The sequence below is a fragment of the Micromonospora sp. NPDC049359 genome, assembly GCF_044466585.1.
Lineage (GTDB): Bacteria > Actinomycetota > Actinomycetes > Mycobacteriales > Micromonosporaceae > Micromonospora.
On record NZ_JBITMW010000016.1, the window covers coordinates 43,893 to 68,256 of the forward strand.

Genomic DNA, 24,364 nt, shown 5'->3' on the forward strand with positions numbered 1-24,364 from the left:
GCGAGGCGGCCGTCGGGGCGTCCGGCGTCCTAGCGTCGCGGCGTGGCAGAGGACGAGGAGACAGCGGTACGTCAGCGTCTGCGCCGGTTGACCGCCGCGACGGGCGACGCGGCGCCGCTTCCGTCGGGGGCCGACGCGTCGGCAACGGACGTGCCCGCCGACCCACAGCGGGGATGTCTTCCAGATGGCGATCAGCCCGGCGGTATGGCGCGGCTGCCCGGCCCCGGAGCGTTCGACCCGGGCAGGCGCGGAGTACGGGCGCTGGCCGCCGTGGCCCTCGTGGTGGTGCTGGCCGCGGCCGGTTGGGCCTGGCGGTCCCGACCACACGCGGAACCGGTCACCCCACCGGTGGGCGAGGCCACCTCGGCCGTCGTGGCCGCGCAGTCCAGCGCCTCGGCGTCCGGCGAGCTGGTGGTGACGGTCGCGGGCAAGGTGCGCAAACCCGGGCTGGTGCGGGTTCCGGCCGGGGCCCGACTCGCCGACGCCCTCTCCGAGGCCGGTGGCCCGCTGCCCGGCGTCGACGTGGCGCTGCTCAATCCCGCTCGCAAGCTGGCCGACGGTGAGTTGATCGTCGTCGGGGTTACGCCCCCGCCGGCCCCCGGACCCGCCGCCGGTCCGGCCCCCGCCGGTGCGCCGGCCCCCGGCGCGGCGCTGAACCTGAACACCGCGACACCTGCCCAGCTCGACGCGCTGCCCGGGGTGGGGCCGGTGCTGGCCCAGCGCATCCTCGCCTACCGGGACCAGCACGGCGGGTTCACGGCCGTCGGTGACCTGCGCCAGGTCGAGGGCATCGGCGACGCGCGCTATGAGCAGCTCAAGGACCTGGTGACGGTGTGAACGTCGCACCCGTCGTCGGCGACCCGCCGCCACCGGACCTCCGGCTCGCCGGGCTGGCCGTGGCCGCCTGGCTCACCGCGCTCGCCGGACTGCACCTCGGCCCCCGACCGCTGCTGCTGGTGGCCGGCGGAGCAGCCGTGTCGACCGCGCTGAGCACCCTGCACCTGCTCGGTCGGCTCGGTCGCCCAGGGGCTCTCGCCCGCCGTTTCGGCTGGATCGTCGTCGCGGTCGGTCTCGGCGTCCTCTGCGGCGCGGCGGCGACCTCGGCCCGGCTGGTCGTGCGGGACGCGCCGCCGGTCCGCGCCCTTGCCGAGAAGCGCGCCCCGGTCACCGCCGACCTCGTCGTGCGGGACGATCCGCGCCCCATCCGCTCCGCCGGGCGTCCCGGCATGCTGCTGGTGTCGGGCGAGCTGATCCGGCTGACCGGTCCCGACGGCCAGCCGCTCCGAGCGTCGGTACGGGTGCTGGTCCTCGCCACCGACCCCGGCTGGCGAGGGCTGTTGCCGGGGCAGCGGCTGACCGCCGACGGGCGGCTCGGCCTGCCGCGCGGCGGTGACCTCACCGCGGCGGTCCTCGCGACCACCGGTCCACCCCAGCGGCGCGGTACGCCGTCGTGGGCGCAGCGCGCCGCCGGCACCCTGCGCGCGGGTCTGCAACGGGCCTGCGCGCCGCTGCCCGACGACCCGGGTGGTCTGCTGCCGGGACTGGTGGTGGGGGACACCAGCCGCCTGCCGCCCGCCGTCGAGGAGGACTTCCGGGCGACCGGCATGACGCACCTCAATGCCGTCTCGGGCAGCAACGTCGCGATCGTGGTGGGTGCGGTGCTGCTGGTGGCGCGCTGGGCACGCGCCGGTCCGTGGCTCGCCGGGGTGCTCTGTGGGGTGGCGCTGGTGGGCTTCGTCATCCTGGTGCGTCCGTCACCGAGCGTCGTACGGGCCGCCACGATGGGGGCGATCGGGCTCGTCGCGCTGGCCGCCGGTCGACCCCGGGCCGCGCTGCCCGCGCTGGCCGCCGCCGTCACCGTGCTGGTGCTCGTCGACCCCGAGTTGGCGGGCGACGCCGGGTTCGCGCTGTCCGTCCTGGCCACCGCGGGTCTGCTGCTGCTCGCGCCGCGTTGGCGCGACGGGCTGCGCCGTCGGGGCGTACCGGCCGGGTTGGCCGAGGCGTTGGCGGTACCGGCGGCCGCCCAGGTGGCCTGCGGGCCGGTCGTCGCCGGAATCTCCGGCACGGTCAGCCTGGTGGCGGTGCCGGCCAACCTGCTGGCGGTGCCGGCCATCGCGCCGGCGACGGTGCTGGGGGTGACGGCCGCGCTGCTGTCGCCGGTCTGGCCGGCCGGGGCCGGGTTCGTCGCGTGGCTGGCGAGCTGGCCGGCCTGGTGGCTGGTCGTCATCGCCCGCCACGGCGCCCGCCTGCCGGCCGGCACCCTGGCGTGGCCGGGTGGGCGGCCGGTGCCCTGCTGCTGGCCGGGCTGACCGTCGCGTTTCTGGTGGCCGCGCGCCGCCCGCTGGTGCGCCGGTTGGTGGCGGTGGTCGCGGTCGCCGCCCTGGTGGGCGCTCTCGGGGTCCGGTTGCTCGCCAGCGGCTGGCCGCCGCCCGGCTGGGTGGTGGTGGCCTGCGCCGTGGGGCAGGGGGACGCCCTCGTGCTGCGCGTCGCGCCCGGCCGGGCGGTGCTGGTCGACACCGGGCCGGAGCCGGGCGCGGTGGACGCGTGTCTGCGACGGCTCGGCATCCGGGAGGTGTCGCTGCTGGTGGTCAGCCACTTCCATCTCGACCACGTGGGCGGGGTGGCCGGGGTGTTCCGGGGGCGACGGGTGGCCGCCGTGCTGACCCCGCCGTCGACGGACCCGGCGAGCGGTCGGGCGGCCGTCCGCGCGGCGGCGACCGGCGGCCGGGCCACGATGCGGGACACCACCGCCGGGGCACGTCACCGGGTCGGCGGTGTCGAGCTGCTGGTGCTCGGACCGCCGTATCCGCTGGCCGGCACCCGCTCGGACCCGAACAACAACTCGCTGGTGCTGCGCGCCACGGTCGCCGGCGTCTCGGTCCTGCTGCCCGGCGACGCCGAGACCGAGGAGCAGCACGCCGTCCTGGTCCGGACGCCGCCCGGCCAGCTACGGGCGGACGTGCTGAAGGTCGCGCACCACGGCTCGGCGTACCAGGACGAGAGCTTCCTCGCCGCCGTGCGGCCGGCCGTGGCGCTGGTGCCGGTCGGCACGGGCAACACGTACGGGCATCCGAACCCGGCGCTCCTGTCCCGGTTGAGCCGGCACGGCGCCCGGGTCCTGCGGACCGACACCGACGGCGACGTGGCGGCGATCCGGACTGCCGACGGCCTGGCGGTGGCCCGTCGAGGGGTACCGCCGGGACGGCCACCGTGAGGGGGACCGCCGGTCGCGTGGAAATTGCGCGCACTCGACCCAGAATCCCGGCCATTTGCGGATTAGGTGGTGAACCGAGATAAATGTCTGGATTTGCGCTAAGTGCGGGCTGCGCCGACCGGGTGGCGATTGAGCAGGCCCGTACCCGCCGTGGGCCGTGCGAATATGGGCGACGTGACCCCCGCCAGCCTCGCCCCCATTGTGCTCGTCCTCGGCGACGAGGAGCTGCTCGCCACGCGCGCGGTCTCCGAAGCTGTCGAACGGGCCCGCGCCACGGACCCCGAGGTGGACGTCCGCGAGTACCAGGCGGGTGCGCTCACCGTCGGCGAGATAGCCGAGATGCTCAGCCCGTCGCTGTTCGGCGGCCGGCGGCTGCTCGTCCTGCGCTCCGGCCAGGACGCCCGCAAGGACCTGGTCGCCGCGCTGCTGGCGTACGCGAAGAATCCCGACCCGGAGGTGCAGCTCCTGGTGCTGCACCTGGGCGGCGCCAAGGGCAAGGCGTTCGCCGACGGGCTGCGGTCGGCCGGCGCGACGGTGGTTCCGGCGGCCAAGCTCAAGGGCCACCGCGACCGGGTCGCCTTCGTCCGCGACGAGATCCGCCGGGCCGGCGGCCGGTGCCCCGACGACGCCGCCGAGGCGCTGATCGCGGCGGTCGGCAACGACCTGCGCGAACTGGCCGCCGCCTGTTCCCAGCTCATGGCCGACACCGACGGGCGGATCAGCGCCGAGACGGTGTCCCGTTACTACCGGGGACGGGTCGAGGTGACCGGCTTCACCGTGGCGGACGCCACCATGGTCGGCGACGTGCCGGCCGCCCTGGAAGCGCTGCGCTGGGCCCTGCACGTCGGTGTCGACCCGGTGCCCATCGCCGACGCCCTGGCCGACGGGGTGCGGACGGTGGCCCGGGTGGCGTCGGCCGGACGGGGCAACGCGTACCAGCTCGCCAGCAGCCTCGGCATGCCGGCGTGGAAGATCGAACGGGCGCAGCGACAGGGGCGCGGCTGGACCCCGGAAGGACTGGTCCGCGCCATGCAGGTCGCCGCGGAGTGCAACGCGGCCGTCAAGGGCGGCTCGGACGACCGGGCGTACGCCCTGGAACGGGCGGTCTTCTCGGTGGCGGCGGCCCGGCAGGGCAGCAGTCGGTGACGGGGCCGAACCGTACGGCGTGGGCCACCGTGTCCGCCGACGAGGAGCGGTACCGGCCGCTCTACGCCCGGCTCCTCGGCCTGCGGTTCGTCAACCCCGGTGGGGTGCTCTGCTTCCTGTTCTTCGAGGGCGCCATCGCCCTGGCCGTGCTGCTCGCCCTCGCGGAGCTGGTCACCTGGTGGGCGGTGCTGGTGCTACCCGTGGTGGTGGCGGCGATGGTCAAGCTCAACGACATGGTGGCCGCGGTGGTGGTCCGTTCCGCCGCGCTCGTACCCGAACAGGAGCGGGACCGCTTCCGCCGGCAGATGGAGCCGGTGGTCGGCCGGGCCCGGGTCGAGTGGAGCGCCGTGACTCCGGTGGTGGTCCGACCCGACCCGGTGCGGCCCAGACGCCGCAGGGACCCGCTGGACTGACGGCCGCCGAAGCGCAGGCGCGCGCCGGTTCGTGGACACACGGAAGCCCCGGACCTCGGTCCGGGGCTTTCCGAATCAGTCTGACGACGAAGCGTCAGGCGGAGAGCGTCACCACGCGCTTCGCGATCGCCGACTTGCGGTTCGCGGCCTGGTTGGCGTGGATCACGCCCTTGCTGACGGCCTTGTCCAGCTTGCGCGAGGCATCCTGCATGAGAGCGGTGGCCTTCTCGACGTCACCGGCCTCGGCGGCCTCGTGGAACTTCCGGACGGCGGTCTTCAGCGACGACTTGACCGACTTGTTGCGCAGCCGGGCCTTCTCGTTCTGCCGGTTGCGCTTGATCTGGGACTTGATGTTCGCCACGCGACAGCCTCGTCTTGATAGCTCGGGTTGGTCAGCTTGCGCACGGCATGACGACATGAGTCATCGCCGCGCGAAAAGCCAGGTTACCAGGTCGCCCGGGGACAAGCCAAAACGGCTCCACCCGACCGCGCCTGCTCGACTCCCGCGCCCAGTGGGTGCGGGAGCCGTGATCCACCCGGCTTCCTGCGAACCAGGGTATCCGCCGGCCGCTGACCGCCCGATTTCCGGAAAGCCGGGGTGGACCACGGGACGGCCCGCGCGAGGACGCCGGCGCGGTCACCGCCAGCCCTGCCGGCGGGCGAGCCAGTCGAGGGCCTGTCTTCCGCTGGACCGCTGGTGCGTGGACCGGTGCGGTGAGGCCGTCACCGATGTCGCGTCCGCCCCGGTGAGGTAGTAGCCGGCCAACGCGGCGAGGGTGGCGTCCAGCGCGTCCGGGGGAGCGCCCGCGCTCGCCGGGTGCGCGGCGAAGATCCGATCGACGTCCAGGCCGCCGTCGGATGCGGTGAGCAGCAGCGTGACCAGGTCGAACCAGGCCGGTCCGGTGCAGGCCCAGGTCCAGTCGCAGATCCAGGCCCGGCCGTCCCGGCCGATGAGCACGTTGTCCACCCGCAGGTCGCCGTGGATCACGCCGGTCGCCCCGTCCGCGTACGCGGGGAGGCGGGACTCCAGCGCCACCAGCTCGGGGAGTCTGCCCCGGGCGGCGGCGGGCAGCGCGGGGAGCGGCTCCCGGCCCGCGGCGACCTCCTCCCACCAGAGGATGTCCGAGCGGGCCAGGTCGGCCAGGCGGGGGAGGCCGAGCGCGGTCAGGCCGGTCGGTGGATCGGCGAGCACGGCGGCGACCTCGGCGTACGCGGCGAGGGTGGCGTCCAGCTCGGCCCGCGCCCAGGGCAGGCGTGGGAGGTGGCCGTCGACCGCTTCGGCGCAGAGCACGAACCAGCCGGCCTCGTCCAGCGTCCACCGCAGGCGGGGCGCGGGCAGGTCGGTCGGCAGCCGGTCGAGGATCGCCGCCTCCCGGGCGTACCCCTGAACCAGGCCCGGCTGCACGGCGGCGGGTGCCGCCTTGACGAAAGCCCGACCGCCGTCGGCGGTGTGCAGCACGGCGGCGAAGCCCCGGGTGAAGCCGGCGGTGGCAACCTGGGCGGTGACCACCGGCGTACCGAGCCGGTCGGCGATCGCGGCCCGCAGCGCCGCCGGCAGCTCCGGCCACGACGGGCGCGACGCGCTCGCGTGGTACGGCACCGGCGGCAGTGGGGAGGACACCCCACCATGCTGCCCCGGGGTACGTGCGCGGCGCGCGGCGACACTGCCAGACTGCCAAGCCATGAGGACCGAGGACTTCTGGCAGCTGATCGACCAGGCCCGCGCCGGGGGTGGGGGTGAGCCCGGGCCGGTCGCCGCGCGGGCCGTGGCGCTGCTCGCCGAGCGCGATCCGCAGGACATCGTCGGGTACGCCCAACACCAGGTCAGAGTGCTGGCCGCCTCGCACAAGGCGGACCTGTGGGGCGCGGCGTACCTGATCAACGGTGGGGCGTCGGCGGAGGGTTTCGAGCACTTCCGGGGCTGGCTGATGACCCAGGGTCGGGCGGTGTTCGCCCGCGCGGTCGGCGACCCCGACTCGCTGGCCGAGCTGCCCCAGGTGCGGGCCGCGTCGCTCAGCGGGGAGGAGTTCTCCGCCGAGCAGATGCTGGCGGTGCCGTGGGACGCGTACCGCAGGGCCACCGCGTCGGAGCTGCCGACGGACCGCGAGCCGGTCCGGACGCCGGACCTCAACGACTTCTGGGACTTCGACGACGAGTCCGAGGCCCGCCGCCGGCTGCCCCGGCTGGCCGCGCTCTTCGTGGAGCCGCCGATGGAGTGAGGCGTCCCGGGGGCCGATCCGTCGCCCGCGCAGTGGGCGTACCCCGGCGGCGTGGGAACATGGAGGGGGTCGGCGGCGCGCCGGCCTGTTCACGTCAGCCGACCAGAACGGACCGCTGTGCCACCGAAGCTCGATCCCGGCGCGAACGCCCCTGGTGCCACCGACCCCGGTCGCATCCGGAACTTCGGCATCATCGCCCACATCGACCACGGGAAGTCGACCCTGGCCGACCGGATGTTGCAGCTCACCGGCGTGGTCGACCCCCGGCAGATGCGCGCGCAGTACCTGGACCGGATGGACATCGAGCGCGAACGCGGCATCACCATCAAGAGCCAGGCCGTGCGCATGCCGTGGACCATCCGCGAGGGCGAGCGGACCGGCGAGCAGGCCGTGCTCAACATGATCGACACCCCGGGGCACGTCGACTTCACGTACGAGGTGTCCCGGTCGCTGGCCGCCTGCGAGGGCGCCGTGCTGCTGGTCGACGCCGCCCAGGGCATCGAGGCGCAGACCCTGGCCAACCTCTACCTGGCCCTCGAGAACGACCTGCGCATCATCCCGGTGCTCAACAAGATCGACCTGCCGGCCGCCCAGCCGGAGAAGTACGCCGAGGAGCTGGCCCACCTCATCGGCGGTGACCCCGCCGACTGCATCCGAGTCTCCGGCAAGACCGGCGAGGGCGTACCGCACCTGCTCGACGAGATCGTCCGGCAGTTCGTCCCGCCGGTCGGCGAGGCCGAATCGCCCGCCCGGGCGATGATCTTCGATTCGGTGTACGACGTGTACCGCGGCGTCGTCACGTACGTCCGGGTCATCGACGGCCGGATCAGCGCCCGCGACCGGATCAAGATGATGTCCACCGGCGCCGTGCACGAGCTGCTCGAGATCGGCGTCATCTCACCCGAGATGGTCAAGGCCGAGGCGCTCGGGGTCGGCGAGGTCGGCTACCTGATCACCGGTGTGAAGGACGTCCGGCAGTCCCGGGTCGGTGACACGGTCACCATCAACGCCCGGCCGGCGGCCGAGCCGTTGGGTGGCTACAAGGACCCGAAGCCGATGGTCTACTCCGGCCTCTACCCGATCGACGGGTCCGACTACCCGAACCTGCGTGAGGCTCTGGACAAGCTCAAGCTCAACGACGCCGCCCTGGACTACGAGCCGGAGACCTCCGGCGCGCTCGGCTTCGGCTTCCGCTGCGGCTTCCTCGGCCTGCTCCACCTGGAGATCATCCGGGAGCGGTTGGAGCGCGAGTACAACCTCGACCTCATCTCCACCGCGCCCAACGTCGTCTACCGGGCGATCACGGACGACGGCGAGGAGATCGTCGTCACCAACCCGAGCGAGTACCCGACCGGCAAGATCGCCGAGGTGTACGAGCCGGTGGTGCGGGCCACCGTGCTGACGCCCAACGACTACGTGGGCGCGGTCATGGAGCTGTGCCAGGGCCGGCGCGGCAGCCTGCTCGGCATGGACTACCTCTCCGCCGACCGGGTGGAGCTGCGCTACACGCTGCCCCTCGCCGAGATCATCTACGACTTCTTCGACCAGTTGAAGAGCCGTACCAAGGGGTACGCCTCGCTGGACTACGAGCCCTCCGGCGAGCAGGCGTCCGACCTGGTGAAGGTGGACATCCTGCTGCACGGCGAGCCGGTGGACGCGTTCAGCGCCATCGTGCACAAGGACAAGGCGTACAACTACGGCGTCACCATCGCCGCGAAGCTCCGTACGCTCATCCCGCGCCAGCAGTTCGAGGTGCCCATCCAGGCGGCCATCGGCAGCCGGGTGATCGCCCGGGAGACCATCCGCGCCATCCGCAAGGACGTGCTCGCCAAGTGCTACGGCGGTGACATCAGCCGTAAGCGCAAGCTGCTGGAGAAGCAGAAGGAAGGCAAGAAGCGGATGAAGATGGTCGGCCGCGTCGAGGTGCCCCAGGAGGCCTTCATCGCCGCCCTCTCCTCCGACTCCGGCGACGCCAAACCCACCGGCAAGAAGTAGCCCCCCACCCCCCCCACCCCGTCCCACCCCCCACCCCTTCCCCGCGGTGATCAAGAGGTTCGCGTCATCCGAAGCCCGGATTCTGACGCGAACCTCTTGATCACCGGGGGCGGTCGGGGGGTGGGGCGGATTTTTTTTGGGGTTGAGGTCTGGGGTGGTCGCCCTGGGCAACATGTTGTCTGAGCTGTGTGGACGTGTTTCCGTGCCAACCGACGCAGCCGACCGACATCGACGCCGGCAACTTCTTGTGCGGGTGAGTCGGTTTGGATTTTTGGTGGGTCGGGAACTTAGCGGTCACGACAGGAAGCACACATTGTGTGTCAGACATTCTTAGAAGGAGGGCGACCGTGGAGCTCACCGTGTGGGGCATCATCACTGCCATCGTTGTTGGTCTCATCGTCGGGGCGCTCGGCCGCCTGGTTGTTCCGGGCCGCCAGAACATGCCGATCTGGCTGCACCTGCTGATCGGTGTCGGTGCGGCTCTGCTGGGCACGGTGCTGGCGCGGGCGATGGGTATCGCGACCGAGACCGCTGGTATCGACTGGACCGAGCTGCTGGTGCAGGTCGTGGTGGCCGCTATCGCGGTCGCGCTGGTGGCTGGTGTGGGTGGCCGCCGCCGCGTCACCCGGTAATCACCGCACACCCGTAGTACCGCAACACCTTCGAGGGGCGCTCGGCCATCAGGCCGAGCGCCCCTCGCTGTCGTGTCTGGACGGGCCGTGTGCTCCCGGCGAGCCGCCGTCCCCGCACGCCGCCCACGGTGCCCGCGCCGATCTTGCACTTTCTGCTGCGACATCCCGGGCGTCCCACCCCTATCGACGACCGAAAGTGCAAGATCGCGGGCAGCGGGATGGTCCGTGCCTGTGTTCACCAAGTCGTGACCGTCTGGGCGATCAAGTCGGTTTGGATTTTTGGTGGGTCGGGAACTTAACGGTCACGACAGGAAGCACACATTGTGTGTCAGACATTCTTAGAAGGAGGGCGACCGTGGAGCTCACCGTGTGGGGCATCATCACTGCCATCGTTGTTGGTCTCATCGTCGGGGCGCTCGGCCGCCTGGTTGTTCCGGGCCGCCAGAACATGCCGATCTGGCTGCACCTGCTGATCGGTGTCGGTGCGGCTCTGCTGGGCACGGTGCTGGCGCGGGCGATGGGTATCGCGACCGAGACCGCTGGTATCGACTGGACCGAGCTGCTGGTGCAGGTCGTGGTGGCCGCTATCGCGGTCGCGCTGGTGGCTGGTGTGGGTGGCCGCCGCCGCGTCACCCGGTAACAACCTGGCATCACCGCACCACTCGAAAGAGCGCCCGGCCAAACGGCTGGGCGCTCTTTCGTGACGTCAATGCCCGGGTTCGGCCCGGTTCCACGAGCAGCGGCACCGTCCACCTGCGGTACGGTCGCCACGCTTCGGCCTGCCCGCCCACTGTCGTAAAGGATTTCTTCGTACTAAGGTGCGGCGGAGAAGGTTAGTGCCAGGCGACGCGAGGGGAGAAGTGGCGTGAACAGGTGGAAGCGGTTGGCCCCGGTCACTGCCGTGGTGGCCTCGGTCGCCATGGTGTTGGGCGGCTGTGGGGGCTCCGGCGAGGAAGCGACCGACGACAGCAAGCTCACGGTCTGGATGATGGGCGAGGGTGGCGACGCCCAGAACGCCTTCCTCGACGGCGTGGAGACCGAGTTCCGGCAGAAGCACCCCGACACCGATGTGGTGGTGCAGTACATCCCCTGGCTGGAGGCGCCGAAGAAGTTCCAGGCCGCGCTGGCCGGCGGTGAGGGCCCGGACATCACCGAACTGGGCAACACCGAGACCCAGGGGTGGGCCGCGCAGGAGGCGCTCGCCGACGTTAGCGGTCGGATGGGTGGCTGGGCGGACGGCAAGGACCTGCTGCCCGACCTGGTACGCAACGCGCAGCTCGACGGCAAGCAGTACGGCGTCCCCTGGTACGCGGGCGTGCGGGCCATCTACTACCGCACCGACTGGTTCGCCGAGGCGGGCGTGCAGCCGCCGAAGACGTGGGACGAGTTGGTGACCGTCGCCAAGGCGGTGCAGGCCAAGAAGAAGGGCACCTACGGCATCGCGCTGCCGGGCAACTCCGAGCTGCCCTTCTACTCGTTCCTCTGGGGCGCGGGCGCGGAGATCGCCACCAACCAGGGCGGCGCGTGGAAGTCCGGCTACTCGACGCCGGAGGCGCAGCGGGCCGTCAAGTACTGGACCGACCTGGTCACGGTCCACAAGGTCGCCCCACCGGCCGCCGCCGGCTGGAACGAGATCGACGCGCGGACGCAGTTCGCCACCGGCAAGGCCGCGATGGCGTTCGCCGGTAGCTGGCAGCAGGCCGCCATCAAGAAGGACAACCCCGAGATCGAGAAGGTCTGGGGTACGTTCCCGATCCCCGGCCCGGACGGCAAGGCCGCGCCCGGTTTCGCCGGTGGCTCCGACGTGGCGATCTGGAAGGACAGCGAGCGGCAGGACCTCGCCTGGGACTACCTGACCGTGCTGCTGAACAAGAAGAACGCGCAGAGCTTCGCGAGCAGCCTCGGGTTCTTCCCCGTCTACAAGGACCTGGTCGCCAGCGACACGTACGCCAACGACAAGGTGATGGCGGCGTTCGCCACCACCATGCAGAACACCAAGCTCACGCCGCTCACCCCGAAGTGGGTGGAGGTCAGCCGGACGAAGACGGTGACCCAGGCGATGAACAGCTCGGTCATGAAGGGTCAGAAGACGGTCGAGAAGGCTACCGCCGACGCGGCCGGTGAGATGGAAAGCATCCTCAACTCCAAGTGACCACGCTGACCGAGGTGCCGGAGACGTCCGCCGCGCGGGAGAACCCTGCGCGGCGGCGTCGCCGGGTCGACCGCCTGCCCTACCTGCTGCTCCTGCCCGCCCTCGTCATCATCGGGGTGCTGCTGCTCTGGCCGCTCGGCCAGGTGGTGGCGATGTCCTTCTACCGGCTCAACAGCGTCCGGCAGTTGCGGGGCGACCGGGAGTGGCCGTGGGTGGGGCTCGGTAACTACACCGACATTCTCACGGATCCGTTCTTCCTGACCGTCCTGCGCAACACCGTGCTGTTCGCCGCGGCGAACGTGTTGCTCACAATGGTGCTGGGCACCCTGGTCGGACTGCTGCTCAACCGGCTCGGTCGCAAGATGGCGACCTTCGTGGCCAGTTGCGTGATGCTCGCCTGGGCCACCCCCGCGCTGACCGGCACGATCGTCTGGAAGTGGATCTTCGACGACACGAGTGGCCTGGTCACCTGGCTGTTCAACGCTCTGCCGGACGGACTCTCGAACGCCCTGTTCGGTCGTAGCGACTGGACCGGTTACGGCTGGTTCAACTCGCCGCTGCTGTTCTTCGCGATCCTCACGCTGGTGGTCGTGTGGCACTCGTTCCCGTTCATCGCGGTGAGCGTGCTCGCCGGCCTCAAGAGTGTGCCGAGTGAGTTGCACGAGGCGGCCCGGGTGGACGGCGCGAGCCCGTGGCGGGTCTTCTGGAAGATCACCTTCCCGCTGCTGCGCCCGGTCTTCGGGATCCTGATCGTGCTCTCCACCATCTGGGACTTCAAGGTCTTCACCCAGCAGTTCGTGCTGGCCGGTGGCACCCAGGACCGGCCGACGTTCATGCTCTCGATCTACTCGTACGCCGAGGCCTTCTCGCCGCCGCCGAAGTACGGGCTCGGCGCGGCCATCGCGGTGATCCTCACGCTGATCCTGCTCGTGGTCACCGGCTTCTACGTACGGATGGTGCTCAAGCAGGAGGACGAGTCGTGAAGAAGGTCGCCCTCAACGCCGCCGGGCTGCTGGTCGCGCTCTTCGCGGCCTTCCCGGTCTACTGGATGATCTCGACGTCGCTGAAGCCCAGCAACGAGATCTTCTCGGCCACCCCGCAGCCGGTGCCGACCCATCCGACGCTGGCGCACTACCGGGAGATCCTCACCGGCAACCTGATCCCCGGGGTGACCTTCCTCGACTTCTTCGTGAACAGCGCGATCGTCGCGGTGTCCACGGTGGTGCTCAGTGGGCTCGTCGCCCTGCTCGCGGCGACGGCGGTGGCCCGGTTCCGCTTCAAGCTCCGGACCAGCTTCCTGATCATGCTGCTGATCGTGCAGATGATCCCGTTGGAGGCGCTGGTCATCCCGCTGTTCCTGATGATCCAGCGGCTCGGGCTCTACAACACCCTGCCCAGCCTGATCCTCACGTACCTCGGCTTCTCGCTGCCGTTCGCGGTGTGGATGCTGCGCGGTTTCGTCGCGGCCGTGCCCAAGGAACTGGAGGAGGCGGCGGCCATCGACGGCGCGAGCCGGGCCCAGACGTTCCGGCGGGTGCTGTTCCCGCTCGTCGCGCCCGGCCTGGTCGCGACCAGCATCTTCTCGTTCATCACGGCGTGGAATGAGCTGATCTTCGCGTTGACGTTCATCAACGACCAGGGGCGCTACACCCTGCCGGTGGCGATGACCTTCTTCTTCGGCCGTGACGACACCAACTGGGGGCCGGTGATGGCCGCCTCCACGCTGTTCACCCTGCCGGTCATCATCTTCTTCCTGCTGGTGCAGCGGAAGATGGTCTCCGGCCTGGTGGCCGGAGCGGTCAAGGGCTGAGCGCAGGGCCGGTCGAGGGCCGCGCCGCCGCCGGTCGTCGTCCGGACCCCGCCTCGGCTCGACCGCCCGGTGAATCGGCTCGACCGCCCGGTGAATCGGCTCGACCCCCCTGCGAGGCAGACCCTAGGCTGGCCGTCATGGCAGGCAGGGTGGCAGCGGTGAACCTCGGCATCGTGACCGAGGCGGAGTGGGCCGGCGACGCGAGCGGTCGCAGCGGCATCGACAAGCGGCCTGTCGACGGGCCGGTGTCGCTGCTGACCGGCGGCCTGGCCGGTGACTTCATCGGCGAGCGGGCCCACCACGGCGGGCCGGACAAGGCCGTCTACGCGTACGCCGAGGAGGACGCCGCGTGGTGGTCGGCCGAGATGGGCCGGTCGATCCGTCCGGGCGGCTTCGGGGAGAACCTGACCACCTACGCCGTCGACGTGACCGGCGCGGTCATCGGTGAACAGTGGGCGGTGGGCACGGCGGTGCTCCAGGTGACCATGCCGCGCACCCCGTGCACCACGTTCGCCGGCTTCTGGGGCGTACCGGATCTGATCAAGCGGTTCACGGTCCGGGCCACCCCGGGGGCGTACCTGCGGGTGCTGCGCGAGGGCGAGGTGGGCGCCGGCGATCCGGTCGAGGTGGTGGAACGGCCCGCGCACGGGGTGACCATCGGCGAGGTGTTCCGGGCGACCAGCCTGGAGCCGGAGCTGCTGCCCCGCCTGCTCGACGCGGACGACCTGCCGGAGCCGATCCGGGACAACGTCCGCCGCCGCCTCGCCGCCCGTTAGCCGACGTCGAGGGCGCGAGCGCCCATCCGTCGTTCTGAACGCGGTCTTCCATTCTCATTATCGATAGTGATACCGTTCGGTCGTGGAGATGTCGAGAGAGCGCTGGGCGGACCTGGCGCTGCATCCGGTGCGGATCCGGATCCTGCGTGCGGTCGCGGGCACGCGCCTGACCACCCAAGGGCTGCTTGAGCTGCTGCCCGATGTCCCGCAGGCCACGATGTACCGGCACCTGGCGATCCTGGTCAGGGCAGGGCTGGTCGAGGTGGTTGACGAACGCAGGGTTCGCGGCACCGTCGAGCGGGTGTACGCGTTGCCCGCGCACGGCGCGACGCTCGACCCGGCGGCCCTCGCCACGGCTACGCGGGAGGACCACGCGCGTTACTTCACGGCGTTCATGTCGAGCCTGCTGTCGGAGTTCTCCCGCTATCTCGCCCGGGAGCGGATCGACTTCGCCGCCGACGGTGTGGGCTACCAGCAACTCGTGCTGCACCTGACCGACGCCGAACTGGGCGAGTTCGCCGCCGGTCTCAACGCACTGGTTGGCCCGTTGCTCGGCAACCAGCCCGGCGGTGAACGGATCCCGCGACTGTTGGCGACCGTTCTGCTGCCCACCGATCTGCCGACGACCGACAGGCGTACGCCTGCGCCGACGGACGACTCCGACACGACGAAAGGGGATGACTGATGGCATCGGTCATGGTGACCAACGATGTGATCGACATTCGGTTCACCGGATGGGAGCGGGTCTGGGTCGGGCGGGAGCAGTTCGCACTGCCCCTCACCGCGGTGCGGCACGTCGCCCTGGTGGACAACCCGCTCCGTCTGGCCCGTGGTGCCCGCCGCGGATACGTGGTGTCCGGCTTCGCCAAGATCGGAGTATGGGGCCTGTACGGCGGTCCTCGGCAGCTCGTGGCAGCCCGCCGGGCGGAACCGGGACTGCACCTCGTTCTGGACCGGGCGTCGGCAGGCGGCGAGTTCGACCAGGTGGTGCTCTCCAGCCCGGCCGCGCCAGGCCTCGTGGAGACGATCACGCGTGCCATGGCGGCCCGCGCGTGACCGGCGACCACCTCGCGATCGAGGTGTCGTGCCTGACAAAGCGCTACGGTGACGTGACCGCCGTGCAGGATCTGAGCTTCACCGTGCAGCCCGGTGTGGTCACCGGATTCCTCGGCCCGAACGGCGCCGGCAAGACCACCACGATGCGCATGATGACCGGGCTGGTGTCGCCGACCAGTGGCACCGCCACGATCGGCGGGCTGCCGTACGGCCAACTGGCCCGGCCCTCGCGCACTGTCGGCGCCGTGTTCGACGCCAACGCGTTCCACCCTGGACACACCGCCCGCGACCACCTGCGCGTCTACGCCGCGATGGGCGGATATCCGGACAGCCGGGTCACCACCCTGCTCGACCTTCTCGGCCTCGCCGAGGCCGCGCACCGTCGCACCCGAGGATTCTCCACGGGCAGCCCGGTCTGGACACCGAGGCCGGCCTCCGCGCGATCCTCGGCATTCTCGGCTACACCGCGTTCGTGCCGGCCGCCGCCGGGGCCCTGGCGGTCACCTCCGAGTACCGACACCGCACCGCCGCGGTCACCTTTCTCTTCGCTCCGCGCCGTGGGCGGGTGCTCGCCGCCAAACTCGCCACGTACGCGGTCGTCGGCCTCGCGTACGGGCTCGTTCTCGCGGGCACCGCCGCGGTGGCGCTGTTCGCTGTCGCCGCCGCCCGCGACGTCCCACTCGGTCTGCCAGCCTCCACGGTGCTGGCGCTGCTCGGCCGTATCGCCGTCGCGATGGTGGTCTACCTGCTCCTCGGGGCCGGGATGGGCGCCCTCATCCACCACCAGATCGCGGCGCTGTGCGTCGTGATCGGCTATCTGTACGTGGGGGAGCCGGTGCTGATGATGATCCCGGGCGTCAACACGCTCTACCCGATCCTGCCCGGCGGAGCCACCGCCGCGCTGACCGATTTCACCTACGTCGCCGACGCCATCTCCACGGAAGTCGGCAGCGGCACCGTCAACCTGCTCCCACCGGCGGCCGGCGCTCTCCTGCTCACCGCGTACGCGGTGGCCGCCTCGGCGATCGCCCTGTTGCTGCCCCTGCGTCGAGACGTCACGTGACCGGCTGAAGGCGACGGGGCTGACCGTGTTGCCGGGGCGACGGGCCAGCGTTGGGGTGGCCCGCGGTCGCCAAGAACCGGATGACGGGGCTGAGGGCCTGCCGTTGCCCGTATCGTCCCCCTTGAGGGCATGCGGTGGAGGCCGGGTGAAGCGCGATGTCGATGGCTACGGACGGCGGCGCCATGGCAGCGGCGCCCGATCCGGCGCTGGAGCGTCCGGCGTTCCTGGAGCTCTTCTTCGACCTCGTCTACGTCTTCGCGCTGGTCACCTTGGCGACGATCCTGGCCAACGACCTGACCTGGACCGGCGTCGCCAAGGTGTTGGTGCTGCTGCTCGCGTTCGCGATGGTCTGGGCGCTGAGCGTGTGGACCGCGGACACCATCGACCTGACCAGTCCATCCGGGCAGGGGCATCTCACCTCGGTGGCGGCGGCCAGCCTGCTGTTGGCGGCGGCCGCAGCCGAGGCGTACGGCGATCGCGCGCTGCTCTTCGCGATCACCTTCGTGTTCATCCCCCTCAGCACGACCGCCTACTACGCAGTTGTCGTCTCGAGGGGCCGGCCCCTGCGGCGGTCGAGCATCCGGATCCAGACCTGGAAGTGCGTCACCGGCGTCGGCTGGATCGCCGGAGCGCTCGTCGGCGGCTCGGGCCAGCTGTCGATCTGGGCGCTCGCGATCGTCGTCGAATACGTCGGGGCGGTGTGCGGCTGGCCGCTGCCCCGGATCGGTCGCTCACGACCGGGGGACTGGCGGCTGGTCCACGCGCGGGTGGCCGAGCGCTACCGGCAGTTCGTCATCATCGCGCTCGGGGTGTCGATCTTCGTGACCGGGACGACCTTCAGCCGGAGCGATTACACGCTGGCGAGGGCCTGGGCGCTGCTCGTGGTGTTCAGCACTGTGGTGCTGATGTGGCGGATCTACATCTACCGCGCCGGTGAGCTGCTGACCGAGGCGATCGTCAGGTCGACCGACCCGGCGTTGCTCACCCAGTCCGCCGCGATCACCCATCTGATCATGGTGGCCGGCATCGCCGGGGCGGCGGTAACCAGCGACCTCGTGGTGAATCGACCGTTGGGCGAGACCCCGCCGTCGTGGGCCGCGGTCATCCTCGGCAGCCCCGCGTTGTACCTGATCGGCCGGGGCCTGCTCGACTTCACCGTGTTCGGACGCATCTCGCGGTCCCGGCTGGCCGGCGTGCTGCTGCTGGGGTGCCTGGCGCCGGCCACGCCCGTGCTTCCGCCGATCCTGGTCGCGCTGCTCGCCATGATCGTGCTGGCCCTGATCGCCGTGGCGAACCTGGCCAGCACCCGACGACACACGCGTGCGCCGGCGCCGCCGATGCTGGGGTGAGACTCCGCGCGGTGGGTGGGGCGATCCCTCACCGGGCCGGCGCGGTGACCTCGGCCCGTCTGCGACGGGCGGCCAGCCCCTCCCCGGCCAGGGTGAGCAGCAGGACCAGGTTCGCCACCACCAGGACGGCCAACGGCGGCAGCCGGAACGTGCCGGGCGCGACAAGCGCGCACAGCAGCACGACCGCCAGCAGCACGATCGCCAGCACCCGGGACCAGAGGATCCGCGCCGTCACCACGGCGTCGAACAGCACGCTGCCGAGCAGGAACAACGCCGGTCCGCCGAGAATGGCGGCCATCACGTCCGCCGGGGCGTGACCGGACGGCCGGGCGATGACCATCGAGGTGCCGGTCGAGACCAGCACCACGCCGGCCACCATCACCAGGTGGGTGTACGAGGTGGAGGTGCCGGAGCGGACCCGCTCCACCGTCGTGACGCTCGGTGGGGCCAGGATTCGCCGGACGCGCTGGAAGTAGAGCTGGAACACCAGCACCGCGCTGACGAACGCGACCGCGCTGGCGGTCACCTGACCGGCGGTGAACCCGCTGCCGGCCAGCCCCGTGCCGATGCTCAGGATCAACTCGCCGAGCGCGACGATGAAGATCGCCCGGTGCCGCTCGGAGAGGTGCACCCCGGTGAAGATCTGGCTGGCGAGTTCGGTACGCCCCAGCCCCGGCGTCGGCCAGCCGAACCGGGCCGAGCCGAGGTCGACCGCCACCGCGAGCGACCACAGCGCCAGCCGGGCCGTCCCGTCCACGAACACCCCGGCCACCCACGGGGTCACGGTGACGCCGAACCAGAAGAAGACCCGGATGCTCCGGGCCTGGATCGGGCGGTTGATCCGGGTGCCGGGGATCAGGACGGCGTCACGGACCAGGTGGATGCCGAAGTACGCGGCGACGAAGAGCCACCCGTACCGGCCGAAGGCGTGTGGTGTCGCGATGGCCATCAGCAGGGCGCCGAGCATGACCAGCAGGACGGTCGCCTGGATGATCGGCAGCCGGGGGTTGAACAGGTCGGTGAGCCAGGCCGTGAGCACCCAGACCCACCAGGCGGCCAGCAGCAGGACGGCGGTCTGCGCCGCGTTCCGGATGCTGAGGTCATCACCCAGGCTGGCGGAGAGTCGGGAGAGCAGGAAGATGTAGACCAGGTCGAAGAAGAGTTCCAGGAAGGTCGGATATTCCGGCTCGCCCCGACGGCGAAGGATCCGGGGGAGGGGAGCGGACGTCATCGCGGCTGCCTCCTGTGCCACCCCGCGCCCGCCCGAGCGCCGCGCCCCGGCTCTGCCTACCCCTCACGCTACCGACAGCGCGGCACCTGGTGGCCCGGAAGCGGATACGGCGACGGCCCCCCGCCGACAGTGGCGGGGGGCCGTTCTCAGCAGCGGGTGATCAGCGCAGCCAGGGGATGTTGCGGTCGAGCAGACCGCGCTCCTTGAGCTCCTTGCGCAGCGGGATCTCGTCGTCGACGTACCCGTCCCAGTTGATGCCCCAGTAGTTGGCGGTGTGGGTGCCCTCACCGATCAGCTGGCGCTGCACGGGCGTGCGGTTGCGGTACCACTCGCCGTTCACGTCGGGGTGCAGCTCGTCCAGCGGACGGATCCACCGGTAGGTGTAGCCGACGAAGAGCATCTTGCGGGTGATGGTCGACAGGTTCGTCGAGCGCGAGTGCCACTGCCGGCGGTCGAAGATGAACGCGTCGCCCGGGTTGGCGGTGATCTCCACCGTGCCCTCCGGGTCGGGGTTCTGCACCGTGAGGTCCGCCGGCCGGGACAGCGAGTTCTTCAGGTGGCTGCCCGGGATGACCTTGGTGGCGCCGCGGCCGGTCTCCGACAGGTCGGACAGCACGTACGCGACCTTCAGCGAGAACATCGGGCGGGGCAGGTTCGGGTCCATCGTCTCCGGGTCGGAGTTCTGCCGGTACCCGTCCTGGTGCCAACCCCAGTACGGCTTCTCCGGCTCGGCGGCCGGCGGGGTGACGTCCAGGTGGTTGTGGTGGGTGTAGATGTTCCAGCCGGCCAGCCCCCACATGTACGGGAAGGCGATCGGGTGGGTCAGCAGCTCACCGAAGAGCTCGTCGCGCTCCAGGAAGCCCAGCAGGTGCAGGGTGCCGTCCTTCTTGGTGGTGCCCTTGGCCTGCTCCTCCGCGTAGACGCGGTCGACAGCCGCCTCCAGCGCCGCCCGGTGGTCCTCCGTCAGGACGTTGCGCAGCAGGAGGAAGCCCTGCTCGTGGAACTCCTTGCGGTCAGTGTCGCTGATCGGTTCGTAGCCGGTCCGGTCGCCGTAATCGAACACCGCGTCGTACCCCTCCCCATGAGGTGAAACCATTTCTGGCACAGGCCGCCGATCGTAACGCGAGTGCCGGGGCGGTGGGAGGGCGAGCGGCGACGGTACGGCCCGGGGTCGGACCGCGTGCAGCGGGACCGGTGCGGCGAGTCACATTTACGTGATCATCGGGTGATTCTGCGGCTGTTTGTCCGATTGTGCGGTCACTGCCGGTTAAGAGATCCGGGCTCGGTCAGCCCTCGGCGAAGACCTCGGCCACCACCTGGCCGGCGGGGCCCTGTTCGCCGGTCACCTGGCCCCAGGTGCCGTTGCGGGCGGTCCACTCCAGGTCGCCGAAACGGACCCGCTTCACCCCGTGGTCCTGGGCGTGCGAGACCAGCCAGTGCGCGTACCGCCAGCCGTCGCGCTGGCCCTGCGCGGTCACCGCCAGCCCTGTCTGGCTGGCCTTTTCGGCGCTCGACACACCCCAGTCCAGCGCCAGGTTGCGGGTCAGCTGCGCGGCCGCCGCCGCGCCGTGCATCACCGGGGTACGCCCCACCGTGCAGGCCACCGCCTCGGTCGCGTCGCCGAGCAGGGCCTTGGTGAGCACCTCGGAATCGTCGGCCCACTTCTGGTACGCCTCGGGGAACGCCGAGCGCTGCACCCGCTGGGCGGCATCGGTGACCCGCATCTTCTCCCAGCCGCGCACCTTCTTGAGCGCCTTGTAGAACCTGTTCGCCGCGTACCGGGGGTCACGGATCTGCTCCGGCGTGCCCCACCCCTTGCTCGGGCGCTGCTGGAACAGCCCGAGCGAGTCGCGGTCACCGTGGTCGAGGTTGCGCAGCCCCGACTCCTGGTACGCGGTGGCCAGCGCGACCACCACGGCGCGCTCGGGCATGCCGCGCTGGACGCCGATCGCCGCGATGGTGGCCGCGTTCGCCATCTGCTCCACGTCCAGGACCACCCTGCCGTCGGCCTGGACCGTGCAGGTGCGTCCCGCCAGTGGCAGCCGCAGTTCGTCCCCAACCCGCTTCAGGACGAGCCAGATCGCGATCACGGCGACGAGGATGAGCACCACTCCGCCCGCCACGGCAGCCCGAGTTCGCACCCACACCTCCTGATCGACAGTTCGACAAGCGTACGTCCCCGCCGGCGTCATCCGGGCCGTTCGACCGGTTCGGGCTTCGCTCAGCCGTCGCGCGCCGATCGGGACGTTCCCCCTGGCGCGCGGAACTCACCTGCGGAGGGAGATCGTGTCTGCCGCGTCACCCGTCGTCAACAGCCGGAAGAGAATGCCTGGCCAGGACCTTTCCCGGTTGACACGTCAATCGGACGTGCCAGCGCCGAGGAGGAATTCGATGGGAACGCTGGACGGCAAGGTGGTACTCGTGACCGGCACGGGCGGTGGTCTGGGGCGCGTCGCGGCGCTGACCTTCGCCCGCGAGGGCGCGAAGGTCGTCGGGGCCGACATCCAGGTGGACGGCAACAACGAGACGGTCGACCTCGTCCGGGCCGCCGGTGGGGAGATGACGAGCGTCGCGCCCGTCGACCTGACCGACCCGGAACAGGTCCGTCAGCTCGTCGAGGACGCCGTGGCCGCGTACGGGGGGCTCGACGTCGTCTACAACAACGCGGCCGCGCTGCGCTTCGGCCCCCTGCCGGACTTCTCGGTCGACGACTGGCGGTACACGATCGCCGGTGAACTCGACATTCCGTACCTGGTGTCGAAGTTCGCCTGGCCGTACCTCGTCCGGCGCGGTGGCGGCGTCATCATCAACGCGGCCTCGATGGCCGGGATGATCGCAGGTCACGTCCCGCCGATGGTCGGCCACACGGCGGCGAACGCCGGCATCATCGGCATGACCCGCCAGCTCGCGCTCGAAGGGGCGCCGCACGGCATCCGGGCGGTGGCGGTCAGCCCCGGACCCATCCTCACCCCGGCCAGTGAACGCGACCTGGGGGACGACCAGGAGGCCCGGGACGCGATCACGGCGAAGACGCTGCTCAAGCGCTTCGCCCGCCCCGAGGAGGTCGCCGAGCTGGTGGTCTTCCTCGCCTCGGACCGGGCGTCGTACATCACCGGCGCCAACTACGCGGTCGACGGTGGCGCGACGGCGTGGTGACCCTTCGGGGCGCCGCCGCAGCCGGCCGACGTCCGCGGTCCTACCCGGCCTGGTCACCGCGTTCGGCGTCCAGAGCGGCCACCCATCGCGGCGACCTCTTCTCCCGGAACGCCGTGACCCCCTCGCGGCCCTCGTCGGAGAGGAAGTAGCCGGTCGAGAGCGCGGCGAGACGGGCCAGGTCACCGCGCAGCTCGGCGGTGCCCGGCCGGCGCAGCAGATCCTTCGCGCCGGCCAGCGCGCCGGGCGCGCCGCGGACCAGGGAGTCGCAGTAGCCCCGCACCACGTCGTCCAGCTCCTGGGCCGGCACCGAGGCCGTCACCAGGCCGACCTCGACGGCACGCCGCCCGTCGAAGGTGTTCCCGGTCAGGTACAGCTCGGCGGCGGCGCGCGGGTGCAGCCGGGGCAGCACGGTCGCCGAGATCACCGCCGGGATCACCCCGATGCGGACCTCGGTGAACGCGAACGTCGCCTCGTCGGCGCAGACCGCGAGATCGGCGGCGGCGATGAGGCCGAGTCCGCCGGCCCGCGCGGGCCCGGCGACCCGGGCCAGGATCGGCTTCGGGCACTCCCAGAGCGCCGCCAGCACGTCGCCCAGCATGCCGGCGGGCACGGTTCCGCTGGCGTACGCCGCGGCGGTCTCCTTCAGGTCCGCGCCGGAGCAGAAGACCGGCCCGGTGTGGTCGAGCACGATCACCCGGACTGCGTCGTCGGCCACCGCGTCCGTCAGCCCCGCCAGCAACTGGGTCATCAGGGCGGTGGAGAGCGCGTTGCGGTTGTGCGGGCTGTCCAGGGTGAGGGTGGTCACCCCACGGGCCGTGGCGACCCGCACGAGCACGTCGGGAGAGGTCATGCCGGGCACACTAGTGGCCATGCCCGGCGTCCTTCCAGATGGTGAGACCGTCCCCGGCGACGGATCGTTGCCCGCCACCGCCACCACGGCGGTCGGCGCGCGCGGCTTCGGCGTGTACGTCCACGTCCCGTTCTGCGCCAGTCGCTGCGGCTACTGCGACTTCAACACGTACACGGCCGCCGAGCTGGGTGGGGGCGCGAGCCGCGAGGCGTACGCCGACACCGTGCTGGCCGAGCTGGCGCTCGCCGCCCGGGTGCTCGGCGACAACCCGCCACCCCGCGTCGACACCGTCTTCGTCGGTGGCGGCACGCCCACCCTGCTCCCCGCCGACGACCTGGCCCGCATCCTCGAGGGCATCGACCGCACCTGGGGGCTCGCCGCCGACGCCGAGGTGACCACCGAGGCGAATCCGGAGTCGGTCACACCGGAGTCGTTGAAGCTGCTGCGCACGGCCGGCTACACCCGCATCTCGCTGGGCATGCAGTCCGCCTCCCCGGGGGTGCTGGCGATCCTGGACCGTAAACACAGCGCCGGCCGGGCCACCGCCGCCGCCCGCGAGGCGCGCGAGGCCGGGTTCGACCACGTCAACCTGGACCTGATCTACGGCACGCCGGGGGAACGGGCCGAGGACTTCGCCGGCACGCTGGAGCAGGTCGTCGACGCCGGGGTCGACCACGTCAGCGCGTACGCCCTCATCGTGGAGGACGGCACCCGGCTCGCCGCGCGGATGAAGCGCGGCGAGTTGCCGTACCCCAGTGACGACGTGGCGGCGGACCGCTACCTGGCCGCGGAGGCCGCCCTCGACGCGGCCGGCCTCTCCTGGTACGAGGTGTCCAACTGGGCGCGCACCGACGAGGCCCGGTGCCGGCACAACCTGCTCTACTGGACCGGCGCCGACTGGTGGGGCCTGGGCCCGGGCGCGCACAGCCACGTCGGCGGGGTGCGCTGGTGGAACGTGAAGCACCCCACCACGTACGCCCAGCGGCTGGCGGCCGGCGCGTCACCCGGCCTGGCCCGCGAGGTGCTGACCACGGACGAGGCGCACATGGAGGACGTGATGCTCCGGCTGCGGCTCGCCAGCGGACTGCCGCTGAGGGTGCTCGACGACGCCGGCCGGGCCGGTGCCGCGCGGGCCCTCGCCGACGGTCTGCTGGACGCCGAGAGGTACGCCGCCGGACGGGCGGTCCTCACCCTGCGCGGCCGGCTGCTCGCCGACGCGGTCGTGCGGGACCTGCTGCCCTGAGCCGGACGCCCGCCCGGCCGGCGGCGGTGTGCCGGACCGGCCGGGGGAGCGGCCGGCCC

23 protein-coding genes and 2 pseudogenes are annotated in these 24,364 nt (G+C 71.5%); 19 read left to right on the forward strand and 6 right to left on the reverse strand.

Going from position 1 to position 24,364, the window contains the following annotated elements; all coding sequences use genetic code 11:
- Nucleotides 1-42 precede the first annotated feature (42 nt).
- The 4 genes and pseudogenes from ACIBTX_RS29335 (at nt 43) to ACIBTX_RS29350 (ending at nt 4,773) form a co-directional block, all read left to right on the forward strand.
- Nucleotides 43-837 carry a helix-hairpin-helix domain-containing protein gene (locus ACIBTX_RS29335; protein ID WP_396833279.1) on the forward strand — a complete coding sequence of 265 codons (795 nt, stop codon included), beginning with the start codon at nt 43-45 and terminating at the stop codon, nt 835-837.
- A pseudogene (locus tag ACIBTX_RS29340) lies at nt 834-3,214 on the forward strand (ComEC/Rec2 family competence protein). The gene ACIBTX_RS29335 and the pseudogene ACIBTX_RS29340 overlap by 4 nt, the downstream one beginning before the upstream one ends.
- Before the next feature lie 165 nt (nt 3,215-3,379).
- The gene (holA, locus tag ACIBTX_RS29345) at nt 3,380-4,360 is read left to right on the forward strand and encodes a DNA polymerase III subunit delta (RefSeq protein WP_357134527.1); all 981 of its coding nucleotides are present in this window, start codon (nt 3,380-3,382) and stop codon (nt 4,358-4,360) included.
- Entirely contained in the window at nt 4,357-4,773 is a 417-nt protein-coding gene (locus ACIBTX_RS29350) for a hypothetical protein (RefSeq protein WP_357134528.1), read from the forward strand. The genes holA and ACIBTX_RS29350 overlap by 4 nt, the downstream gene beginning before the upstream one ends.
- Before the next feature lie 94 nt (nt 4,774-4,867).
- Here the strand turns inward: ACIBTX_RS29350 and rpsT are convergent, their stop codons facing one another.
- Nucleotides 4,868-5,134, reverse strand: coding sequence for a 30S ribosomal protein S20 (gene rpsT, locus ACIBTX_RS29355; RefSeq protein ID WP_355053192.1), 267 nt, complete (start codon nt 5,132-5,134; stop codon nt 4,868-4,870).
- A gap of 276 nt (nt 5,135-5,410) precedes the next feature.
- Nucleotides 5,411-6,457, reverse strand: a complete 1,047-nt coding sequence (locus tag ACIBTX_RS29360) for a phosphotransferase (RefSeq protein ID WP_396833280.1) — start codon at nt 6,455-6,457, stop codon at nt 5,411-5,413.
- On the opposite strand from ACIBTX_RS29360, the gene ACIBTX_RS29365 reads away from it, so the two are divergent.
- From ACIBTX_RS29365 to ACIBTX_RS29425, 13 genes and pseudogenes are all read left to right on the forward strand, one after another.
- Nucleotides 6,456-6,992, forward strand: a complete 537-nt coding sequence (locus tag ACIBTX_RS29365; RefSeq protein ID WP_357175659.1) for a DUF4240 domain-containing protein — start codon at nt 6,456-6,458, stop codon at nt 6,990-6,992. The two genes, ACIBTX_RS29360 and ACIBTX_RS29365, sit on opposite strands and share 2 nt — an antisense overlap.
- Before the next feature lie 117 nt (nt 6,993-7,109).
- Nucleotides 7,110-8,987 carry a translation elongation factor 4 gene (gene lepA, locus ACIBTX_RS29370; RefSeq protein ID WP_357134533.1) on the forward strand — a complete coding sequence of 626 codons (1,878 nt, stop codon included), beginning with the start codon at nt 7,110-7,112 and terminating at the stop codon, nt 8,985-8,987.
- Nucleotides 8,988-9,334: 347 nt separating this feature from the next.
- Nucleotides 9,335-9,619, forward strand: coding sequence for a GlsB/YeaQ/YmgE family stress response membrane protein (locus ACIBTX_RS29375; protein ID WP_053656080.1), 285 nt, complete (start codon nt 9,335-9,337; stop codon nt 9,617-9,619).
- A gap of 355 nt (nt 9,620-9,974) precedes the next feature.
- Nucleotides 9,975-10,259, forward strand: a complete 285-nt coding sequence (locus ACIBTX_RS29380) for a GlsB/YeaQ/YmgE family stress response membrane protein (protein ID WP_053656080.1) — start codon at nt 9,975-9,977, stop codon at nt 10,257-10,259.
- Between the two features lie 225 nt (nt 10,260-10,484).
- On the forward strand, nt 10,485-11,771 hold the full coding sequence (locus tag ACIBTX_RS29385) for a sugar ABC transporter substrate-binding protein (protein ID WP_355053196.1): 1,287 nt from the start codon (nt 10,485-10,487) through the stop codon (nt 11,769-11,771).
- Nucleotides 11,768-12,754 carry a sugar ABC transporter permease gene (locus ACIBTX_RS29390; protein WP_357133207.1) on the forward strand — a complete coding sequence of 329 codons (987 nt, stop codon included), beginning with the start codon at nt 11,768-11,770 and terminating at the stop codon, nt 12,752-12,754. Before ACIBTX_RS29385 ends, ACIBTX_RS29390 begins: the two co-directional genes overlap by 4 nt.
- Nucleotides 12,751-13,581, forward strand: a complete 831-nt coding sequence (locus tag ACIBTX_RS29395) for a carbohydrate ABC transporter permease (protein ID WP_357133209.1) — start codon at nt 12,751-12,753, stop codon at nt 13,579-13,581. The genes ACIBTX_RS29390 and ACIBTX_RS29395 overlap by 4 nt, the downstream gene beginning before the upstream one ends.
- A gap of 137 nt (nt 13,582-13,718) precedes the next feature.
- The gene (locus ACIBTX_RS29400) at nt 13,719-14,357 is read left to right on the forward strand and encodes an MOSC domain-containing protein (RefSeq protein ID WP_357133211.1); all 639 of its coding nucleotides are present in this window, start codon (nt 13,719-13,721) and stop codon (nt 14,355-14,357) included.
- Between the two features lie 88 nt (nt 14,358-14,445).
- Entirely contained in the window at nt 14,446-15,042 is a 597-nt protein-coding gene (locus tag ACIBTX_RS29405) for a helix-turn-helix domain-containing protein (protein ID WP_357133366.1), read from the forward strand.
- Complete coding sequence (locus tag ACIBTX_RS29410; RefSeq protein ID WP_179780533.1) at nt 15,042-15,413, forward strand: hypothetical protein; 372 nt, start codon at nt 15,042-15,044, stop codon at nt 15,411-15,413. Before ACIBTX_RS29405 ends, ACIBTX_RS29410 begins: the two co-directional genes overlap by 1 nt.
- 95 nt (nt 15,414-15,508) lie before the next feature.
- Nucleotides 15,509-15,760: pseudogene (locus ACIBTX_RS29415) on the forward strand (ATP-binding cassette domain-containing protein); the annotation flags it as partial.
- A 125-nt stretch (nt 15,761-15,885) separates the two neighbouring features.
- On the forward strand, nt 15,886-16,476 hold the full coding sequence (locus tag ACIBTX_RS29420; RefSeq protein WP_357133383.1) for an ABC transporter permease: 591 nt from the start codon (nt 15,886-15,888) through the stop codon (nt 16,474-16,476).
- A gap of 155 nt (nt 16,477-16,631) precedes the next feature.
- The gene (locus tag ACIBTX_RS29425) at nt 16,632-17,825 is read left to right on the forward strand and encodes a low temperature requirement protein A (RefSeq protein WP_357133215.1); all 1,194 of its coding nucleotides are present in this window, start codon (nt 16,632-16,634) and stop codon (nt 17,823-17,825) included.
- A 28-nt stretch (nt 17,826-17,853) separates the two neighbouring features.
- On the opposite strand, the gene ACIBTX_RS29430 is transcribed toward ACIBTX_RS29425, so the two are convergent.
- From ACIBTX_RS29430 to ACIBTX_RS29440, 3 genes are all read right to left on the reverse strand, one after another.
- Nucleotides 17,854-19,056: a low temperature requirement protein A gene (locus tag ACIBTX_RS29430; protein ID WP_357133217.1), complete on the reverse strand. Its 1,203-nt coding sequence runs from the start codon at nt 19,054-19,056 to the stop codon at nt 17,854-17,856.
- A 160-nt stretch (nt 19,057-19,216) separates the two neighbouring features.
- Entirely contained in the window at nt 19,217-20,119 is a 903-nt protein-coding gene (locus ACIBTX_RS29435; protein ID WP_238649186.1) for a phytanoyl-CoA dioxygenase family protein, read from the reverse strand.
- Between the two features lie 223 nt (nt 20,120-20,342).
- Nucleotides 20,343-21,248 carry a hypothetical protein gene (locus tag ACIBTX_RS29440; RefSeq protein ID WP_396833281.1) on the reverse strand — a complete coding sequence of 302 codons (906 nt, stop codon included), beginning with the start codon at nt 21,246-21,248 and terminating at the stop codon, nt 20,343-20,345.
- 199 nt (nt 21,249-21,447) lie between these two features.
- Between ACIBTX_RS29440 and ACIBTX_RS29445 the strand changes: the two genes are divergently transcribed.
- The gene (locus tag ACIBTX_RS29445) at nt 21,448-22,212 is read left to right on the forward strand and encodes an SDR family NAD(P)-dependent oxidoreductase (protein ID WP_357133222.1); all 765 of its coding nucleotides are present in this window, start codon (nt 21,448-21,450) and stop codon (nt 22,210-22,212) included.
- A 40-nt stretch (nt 22,213-22,252) separates the two neighbouring features.
- On the opposite strand, the gene ACIBTX_RS29450 is transcribed toward ACIBTX_RS29445, so the two are convergent.
- Nucleotides 22,253-23,062: an enoyl-CoA hydratase-related protein gene (locus ACIBTX_RS29450; protein ID WP_357133224.1), complete on the reverse strand. Its 810-nt coding sequence runs from the start codon at nt 23,060-23,062 to the stop codon at nt 22,253-22,255.
- 19 nt (nt 23,063-23,081) lie between these two features.
- On the opposite strand from ACIBTX_RS29450, the gene hemW reads away from it, so the two are divergent.
- Nucleotides 23,082-24,305 (forward strand): radical SAM family heme chaperone HemW, encoded by a 1,224-nt coding sequence (hemW, locus tag ACIBTX_RS29455; protein ID WP_396833301.1) that lies wholly within the window; start codon nt 23,082-23,084, stop codon nt 24,303-24,305.
- Nucleotides 24,306-24,364: the final 59 nt, after the last annotated feature.

Bases quoted from the DNA above. Each gene is read 5' to 3' on its own strand.
- holA (WP_357134527.1), top strand. From the start codon at position 3,380: ATGGGCGACGTGACCCCCGCCAGCCTCGCCCCCATTGTGCTCGTCCTC.
- ACIBTX_RS29365 (WP_357175659.1), top strand. From the start codon at position 6,456: ATGAGGACCGAGGACTTCTGGCAGCTGATCGACCAGGCCCGCGCCGGG.
- ACIBTX_RS29360 (WP_396833280.1), bottom strand. From the start codon at position 6,457: ATGGCTTGGCAGTCTGGCAGTGTCGCCGCGCGCCGCGCACGTACCCCG.
- ACIBTX_RS29400 (WP_357133211.1), top strand. From the start codon at position 13,719: ATGGCAGGCAGGGTGGCAGCGGTGAACCTCGGCATCGTGACCGAGGCG.
- ACIBTX_RS29405 (WP_357133366.1), top strand. From the start codon at position 14,446: ATGTCGAGAGAGCGCTGGGCGGACCTGGCGCTGCATCCGGTGCGGATC.
- ACIBTX_RS29410 (WP_179780533.1), top strand. From the start codon at position 15,042: ATGGCATCGGTCATGGTGACCAACGATGTGATCGACATTCGGTTCACC.
- ACIBTX_RS29425 (WP_357133215.1), top strand. From the start codon at position 16,632: ATGTCGATGGCTACGGACGGCGGCGCCATGGCAGCGGCGCCCGATCCG.
- ACIBTX_RS29430 (WP_357133217.1), bottom strand. From the start codon at position 19,056: ATGACGTCCGCTCCCCTCCCCCGGATCCTTCGCCGTCGGGGCGAGCCG.
- ACIBTX_RS29440 (WP_396833281.1), bottom strand. From the start codon at position 21,248: ATGACGCCGGCGGGGACGTACGCTTGTCGAACTGTCGATCAGGAGGTG.
- ACIBTX_RS29445 (WP_357133222.1), top strand. From the start codon at position 21,448: ATGGGAACGCTGGACGGCAAGGTGGTACTCGTGACCGGCACGGGCGGT.
- ACIBTX_RS29450 (WP_357133224.1), bottom strand. From the start codon at position 23,062: ATGACCTCTCCCGACGTGCTCGTGCGGGTCGCCACGGCCCGTGGGGTG.
- hemW (WP_396833301.1), top strand. From the start codon at position 23,082: ATGCCCGGCGTCCTTCCAGATGGTGAGACCGTCCCCGGCGACGGATCG.